At 43.8% G+C, this 6,799-nt stretch carries 5 protein-coding genes; 4 read left to right on the top strand and 1 reads right to left on the bottom strand.

Annotation, left to right across the window (positions count from 1 at the left end):
- Position 1 precedes the first annotated feature (1 nt).
- On the bottom strand, positions 2 to 487 hold the full coding sequence (locus BLU80_RS12355) for a helix-turn-helix domain-containing protein (RefSeq protein WP_091398775.1): 486 nt from the start codon (positions 485 to 487) through the stop codon (positions 2 to 4).
- A 164-nt stretch (positions 488 to 651) separates the two neighbouring features.
- Between BLU80_RS12355 and tnpC the strand changes: the two genes are divergently transcribed.
- The 4 genes from tnpC (at position 652) to BLU80_RS12325 (ending at position 6,633) form a co-directional block, all read left to right on the top strand.
- Positions 652 to 2,088 (top strand): IS66 family transposase, encoded by a 1,437-nt coding sequence (gene tnpC / locus BLU80_RS12350; RefSeq protein WP_091398774.1) that lies wholly within the window; start codon positions 652 to 654, stop codon positions 2,086 to 2,088.
- Between the two features lie 559 nt (positions 2,089 to 2,647).
- Positions 2,648 to 3,865, top strand: coding sequence for an HD domain-containing protein (locus BLU80_RS12335; protein ID WP_091398770.1), 1,218 nt, complete (start codon positions 2,648 to 2,650; stop codon positions 3,863 to 3,865).
- Between the two features lie 197 nt (positions 3,866 to 4,062).
- A complete protein-coding gene (lpxD, locus tag BLU80_RS12330; RefSeq protein ID WP_091398768.1) occupies positions 4,063 to 5,103 on the top strand; it encodes a UDP-3-O-(3-hydroxymyristoyl)glucosamine N-acyltransferase in 1,041 nt (346 codons plus the stop codon).
- A gap of 114 nt (positions 5,104 to 5,217) precedes the next feature.
- Positions 5,218 to 6,633: a bifunctional UDP-3-O-[3-hydroxymyristoyl] N-acetylglucosamine deacetylase/3-hydroxyacyl-ACP dehydratase gene (locus tag BLU80_RS12325; RefSeq protein ID WP_091398766.1), complete on the top strand. Its 1,416-nt coding sequence runs from the start codon at positions 5,218 to 5,220 to the stop codon at positions 6,631 to 6,633.
- Positions 6,634 to 6,799 lie beyond the last annotated feature (166 nt).

Genomic DNA, 6,799 nt, shown 5'->3' with positions numbered 1-6,799 from the left:
GTTACTGCTCAGGAGGTCTATTAGACCAATCACGGCCTTTTTTATTCGCAAGCCCTAATTTCTTCATTATTCTCTGGCACTGTCTAATTTTTAGATCAATATTGAATTTCTGTTTTAGCAATTCAGATAAAGTGGATCCTTCCCACCTGTCAGCCTTTATTCCATATTCTCTCGGGTCTTTCTTTAGAACGTCTGAAATGATATTTAATTGAACTTCGCTAACCCTTGGTGCTCTTCCAGGTTTTTCTTTATCTTTTAGCACGCTTATGTCGCCACCGGTTTTATTGAATGCATGAATCCATCTGGCAATGGTCTGCGGAGTAGTTCCGTGCAGTTTTGCGACATCTTCACAACTTAATGTTTCATTTTCTATCAACATAAGGATGCAATGCAGTCTATACGAGAGCTTCAGATCCTCAGTGCTTTGAAAATAGCTTAGTATCTGTTTTTTGATTTTAGACTGGTTATGTATTACTAGTTTCTTCATTCGCTGTATATGCAAATTTACAAATAATCTTCTAATTTACATTGTATATTATATATGACGTTATATATTTGCATATCGCTACAATTACTACCATAAGGAGCACCAGGAAAGTCCAGAGCAGGTCTCGCAAGGTCTGTAAGCACGCTTTAGAGGCTGAAAGGTTAATGACAGAGAATCTGTCATTAAAAGCGCGGCTTAAGGACGATAAAAGACAGCTTAAGGAAAAAGCCAAAGAAATAGCAGCCATTAAATGGGAACGGGTTCAGTTAAAACGGGAAAACGCCCATCTAAGAAAGAAAGAGCTGAAACAGACCAAAGAGATAGAAGCGCTTACGGAAGCACTCCGTATCGCAAGGTTGCCGAAAAATAGCTCAAACAGTTCCAGACCTCCTTCAATGGACCTGTATAAGCCTAAACGTAGCCCTGTCAATCTCAGGGAGAAATCCGGGAAAAAGACGGGTGGACAGCCAGGACACAAAGGCAGTACATTACTGTTTTGTATGGATGAGCCTGATGAGGTGGTGTCCCATATTCCAGAGATCTGTTCTGATTGTGGCAAATCTCTGAAAAGGATTACCGCAGAACCGGGACAAATACATCAGGTTGTAGATATCAGCATTGCTCCTACGGTCCTGATCAACCATGAAAGCATTGTAAAGCAATGTTCCTGCGGTAAATGCAACAGCGGAGCCTTTCCCAGGGGCGTCCAGGGGATGGTTAACTACGGCCCCAATATCAGTGCATTGGTTGTTAATTTATCAGTCCGCCAGTATATTCCTTATGGAAGAATAGTAGAACTGCTGTGGGACCTATACAAAATACGCATTAGTGAAGGTACCGTTGCCAATATGCTTAAAAGGTTTGCTGTGGATAGCGAAGGAAAAATTAATGAGATTAAAGAAGATCTGAAAAAATCTAAGGTTGTTGGTGCTGATGAAACCAGTGCCACCGTGAACGGCAGGAAATGGTGGATGCACACTTACCAGAACACTTCTTACACTTTTATTGGTGCACACCCTTCCAGAGGTCAGGTTGCCCAGGAAACATTCTTCCCGGGTGGCTTTCCTTACAGTATTCTGGTGCATGACTGCTTATCCATGCAATTAGCTACACCGGCAGCCGCCCACCAGATCTGCAATGTCCATTTGCTACGGGAACTAAAGGCCGCTGTCGAGGCCCACCCTGAAATTGAGTGGCCAAAGGAGCTAACCAAACTAATAAAGGATGCCATAAAATTGCATAAGGATGGAACAACTCCAAACCGGACTACCAGAATTAATAATCGGCTAACCAAACTGCTAGACCAGGACCAATCAGAAGCGCTTGGGAAAATACCCGCCTTGTGGAAGCGGCTCAATAAACACAAGGAAAAAGTATTTTTGTTTCTGCAATATCCGGATAAAGAAGTTCCTCCAGACAACAACGGGGCCGAACGAAGTATCAGAAATGTAAAAGTCAAAATAAAGGTCTCCGGCCAATTTAATTCCGGTAACGGTGCAGAAGATTATGCTACTGCCAGATCTGTCATAGACACTGCTATTAAGCAGTCAAAAAATGTCCACGAAGAGCTGGTAAAAATTATCAGCGCACGGTTCAATTAATCCAACATCTATTTTAAACCTACCAAGTCATCCTCGGGCAGTACTAATAAACTGCATAAGCATGGCGTTGCTGGTATGTAAAAATCAAAAGACTGTCACAGGCAGAGAAACGGTACGACATAACCAAATCAATAGTCGGAATGCTAGTATTAGTGAAATGGAATTCAAGACTACAGTCTACACGAGGCTCAGTTGCACAACACGATTCAATTTAAAACACCTTGCTAAGAATAAATTTGTTGATAATCAGTTAATTACCCTCCTGAGCAGTAACAATAATCAGTAATTTTTTATTAATTGAATATTAATACAATACAGTAAATAACAGTTCACCCTGCGGTGAATATGACGCCGCGGGCCTGTTAAAATTAAAACCCTGTGGAGGCTCCCGGATTGCTTCAGGCCGGTATTTGTTTGGAAAAATGCACAAAAAACAATAACGGCTGGTTTTTACATCCGGTAATGGCAATGCCCATTCAGGCAGAAATAAATAGTACAATTTCAATATATATCTGCACGCAAAACTGCCATATAAGCATGAATGCTGTAAATTTGCCCCATGAAAAAGCCCACAAGAAAGATCATTAATGATCCGGTGCATGGTTTTATAACCATCAATCATCCTTTGGTTTTCAAAATCATTGAGCATCCCTATTTTCAGCGGTTGCGCCGGATTAAACAAATGGCGATGGCAAGCCTGGTATATCCGGGTGCGGTTCATACCCGCCTGCATCATGCCTTGGGGGCTTATCATCTGATGTGCATTGCCGTCAGCGAACTGAAAGATAAAAAAATAGCCATTACCGCCGAGGAAGAACTGGCCGTAAAATGTGCCATCTTACTGCATGATATCGGTCACGGACCGTTCTCCCATGCCCTGGAACATATGCTGGTCAGAGGCGTTCACCACGAAGATCTCAGCCTTCAGATTATGCAGGCTTTAAATGAAGAGTTCGAAGGAGCGCTGGATCTGACCATTGACATCTTTACCGGCAAATACCATAAACCGTTTTTGCATCAGCTGATCAGCGGTCAGCTCGATATGGATAGAATGGACTACCTGTCACGTGACAGTTTTTTTACCGGGGTCAGTGAAGGCGTCATCGGATACGGACGCATTTTAAAGATGCTCTCTGTGGATCATGACCAACTGGTCATTGAAGAAAAAGGCATCCACAGCGTCGAGAAGTTTTTAATTGCCAGAAGACAAATGTACTGGCAGGTTTACTTACACAAGACCGTCATCGCTGCCGAAAAGATGATGGTGAAAATCCTGCAAAGGGCAAGGATGCTCTATGATCAAGGGGATCAGGATATTATTGTCTCTGCCCCGCTGGATTATTTTTTCGTGGAATTTAACGGGAAAATGGACAAGGCTTCTTTGGATAGATTCTGTAAACTGGATGACGGAGATATTGAATCGGCCATTAAAAAATGGAGTACACATCCGGATCCCGTCATCAGCCGCCTGAGCAACCATTTACTCAACAGAAAACTCTTTAAATGCCAGCTGCAGGGCCATCCTTTTGACCCGGAATTTATCGGGGAAAAACAGCAAAAAGCCATAAAAAAATACCACCTGAGCCAGGATCAACTGGATTATTTTGTCTTTACAGGAGACGCAGTCAATACCACCTATCAGATTGGCGATGAAAACATACTGCTGTTATCCAAAGACGGTAGTGTACAGGAAATCTCCCACGTAGAGAATGCCCTGATTCAGGGAGCGCTTTCCACCCCCATTAAAAAGTTCTACATTTGCTATCCCAAAAAATAAGCAGCAGATTTTCTGCTTTCACTGAACTCCATTTATAAATGCATAACCTATTCATTAACAAGTTATTGACTCATAAACTAGGAATGAATACCGGGAATTTTATAAAAACTTAGCAGGCGGGACTAGGGAAAATTTTATATATTAGGTCTTAAATCAGTATTCAACGATACATATATTCAAATTATATTTAAATACACATGCAATTTACAGCGCAGCAAATCGCCGGTTTAATCAATGCCACCGTGCAAGGCAATCCCGAAACGACCGTCTCCAGCTTCAATAATATTGAGGCTGCCACCAAAGGAGATCTGACTTTTATGGGTAATGCCAAGTATAGCGAAGCTCTGTTACAATCAGAGGCCTCCATTATATTAATCGGTAAGGACATGGTTCCTGACCAGCCCCTTAAGGCTACTTTACTGGTCGTGAATGATGCCTACCAGGCCTTCGCGACGCTGCTGGAAATTTATCAGCAAATGCATGTACAGGGATTAAAAGGGATTGAAGAGCCCGCCTTTGTATCAGAATCCGCCAAACTGGGAGAAAATATCTACATCGGTGCCTTTAGTTATGTCAATAACAGAAGTTCCGTGGGTAAAAACACTAAGATATATCCGGGCTGTTACCTGGGCGAAAATGTAAAAGTAGGCGAAAACACCATCCTTTATGCCGGGGTTAAGATTTACCATGACTGCGTGATTGGCAATAATGTCATTATCCATGCAGGCGCCGTTATTGGCGCAGACGGCTTCGGGTTTGTTCCGGACAAGTCAGGCGTATATAAAAAGATACCTCAAATTGGTAACGTCATCATCGAAGACGATGTGGAGATTGGGGCTAATACCTGTGTGGACAGAGCGACACTCAATTCCACCATTATAAAAAAAGGCACTAAAATCGACAACCTGGTACAGCTGGCCCATAATGTTGAAGTGGGAGAACATACCGGCATAGCCGCCCAGGCAGGCATCAGCGGCAGCACCCATATTGGCAAGCATAATATGATTGCCGGCCAGGTAGGCATTGCCGGGCATTTAAAAACGCCGGACCGTTTTATCGCCACCGCGCAAAGCGGTATCGCCAAGGTTTCGGATAAACCGGGACAGATGGTAGGCGGCTCACCTGCCTTTGCGATGCGCGATCATCTGAAAAGCAGCGCCGTATACCGGCGGCTGCCCGAACTGGAAAAGCGGATCGCTGAACTAGAAAAAGCACTTGGTGAACGCAAAAATGGCTGATTATTTAGCTATTACCCCATGAATTTGTAATTTTGCCCGGTGTCCCGGATAAGGCAAAGCAACTTAACCAGGACAACGGCGGCTTAAATACCCTATTATAAAGACAAAAAACGTATGACGCAGAAGTTTAACCAGAATAAGCAACACACTTTAGGTAATCCGGCCAGCATCAGTGGCACCGGCCTGCACACCGGGGCGATGGTGGATATGAAACTCTGTCCCGCCAGTCCGGGCTTTGGAATCCAGTTTCAGCGAATAGATCTTCCGGGACAACCCATTATTAAAGCCGATTGCGATCTGGTCACCGATACCAGCAGGGGCACCACCTTACAGGTGGGTGATGCAAGGGTCTCCACGGTTGAACATATCCTGGCCGCCCTCGTTGGCATGAGCGTTGATAATGTGCTCATTGAGCTGAACGGTCCGGAAATCCCCATTATGGACGGTAGCGCACAGCCTTTTATTGAAATCATCGAAGCGGCCGGCATCCAGGAACAGGAAGCAGCTAAAATCTGGTACCAGATCGATGAAAATATCTTTCATTACGATGAGGAAAAACAGGTGGAAATGGTTGCCATGCCGGCTACCAATGGTTTCAGCGTGACGGCGCTCATTGACTTTAACAGCCCTGTGCTGGGTACACAATATGCTCAGCTTAAAAATATCCGCAATTTTAAAACCGAAATTGCTCCTTGCAGAACCTTCAGCTTCTTACACGAACTGGAAATGCTGCTGGAACACAATCTGATTAAAGGAGGTGACATCAATAATGCCATTATCATCGTCGATAAGCCGATTACCGACTCCGAGATGAATCATTTGGCCAAAGTCTTTAAAAGAGACAAGGTAGAAGTGCAAAGCGGCGGTTACCTGAACAATCTGGAACTGCGTTTCCCCAATGAACCGGCCAGACATAAATTACTGGACGTAGTGGGAGATCTGGCGCTGGTCGGCTACCCGATCAAGGCCAGAATCCTGGCACACAGACCCGGACACAGCTCCAATGTAGCTTTTGCCAAGGCCATTAAAGCGCATATCAAACGCAATAAACACGTTAAGGATATCCCCACTTACGATTATACGCAGCCACCGATCTATACCATCGAACATATAGAAAAGACTTTACCGCACCGTTATCCTTTTTTGCTGGTAGATAAAATTATAGATCTGACCGACAGCTCCATTGTCGGGGTGAAGAATGTGACCTTTAATGAACAGTTCTTCCAGGGGCATTTTCCCGGTAATCCCATTATGCCGGGTGTTTTACAGATTGAAGCGCTGGCTCAGACCGGTGGCATTCTTTGTATTAACATGATGGGTGAAGGAGAATATGATACTTACTTCCTTAAAATCGACAACTGTAAGTTCAAACAGATGGTTCGTCCCGGTGATACATTGCTGCTTAAAATGGAGCTGAACAGCCCCATCAGAAGAGGCCTGTGTGATATGCACGGAACGGTTTATGCCAACGGCAAAATTGCCACTGAGGCAGATATGGTCGCTCAGGTGGTACGCAGAAAAGACAAATAACAGGTAAAACATTTATAATCAGCTATATCTGAAATATAAAACAAAATTACATATAATCATAAGACACTCTATTGCAGCTTTGGGGAAGGTCATTTCCCCGATGGAAGTAAATTTTTAGCAATTGTGACAGTTTAATGACAATAAATAAGCGAACTTTGGGGCCTGG

The organism is Arachidicoccus rhizosphaerae (genome assembly GCF_900107765.1).
GTDB lineage: Bacteria > Bacteroidota > Bacteroidia > Chitinophagales > Chitinophagaceae > Arachidicoccus > Arachidicoccus rhizosphaerae.
The sequence above is the reverse complement of the archived record's forward strand: the minus strand, read 5'-3'. Positions and strand labels throughout refer to the sequence as shown.

What these genes read in the sequence shown, in the direction of transcription:
- BLU80_RS12355 (WP_091398775.1), bottom strand. Translation starts at nt 487, where the DNA reads ATGAAGAAACTAGTAATACATAACCAGTCTAAAATCAAAAAACAGATA.
- tnpC (WP_091398774.1), top strand. Translation starts at nt 652, where the DNA reads ATGACAGAGAATCTGTCATTAAAAGCGCGGCTTAAGGACGATAAAAGA.
- BLU80_RS12335 (WP_091398770.1), top strand. Translation starts at nt 2,648, where the DNA reads ATGAAAAAGCCCACAAGAAAGATCATTAATGATCCGGTGCATGGTTTT.
- lpxD (WP_091398768.1), top strand. Translation starts at nt 4,063, where the DNA reads ATGCAATTTACAGCGCAGCAAATCGCCGGTTTAATCAATGCCACCGTG.
- BLU80_RS12325 (WP_091398766.1), top strand. Translation starts at nt 5,218, where the DNA reads ATGACGCAGAAGTTTAACCAGAATAAGCAACACACTTTAGGTAATCCG.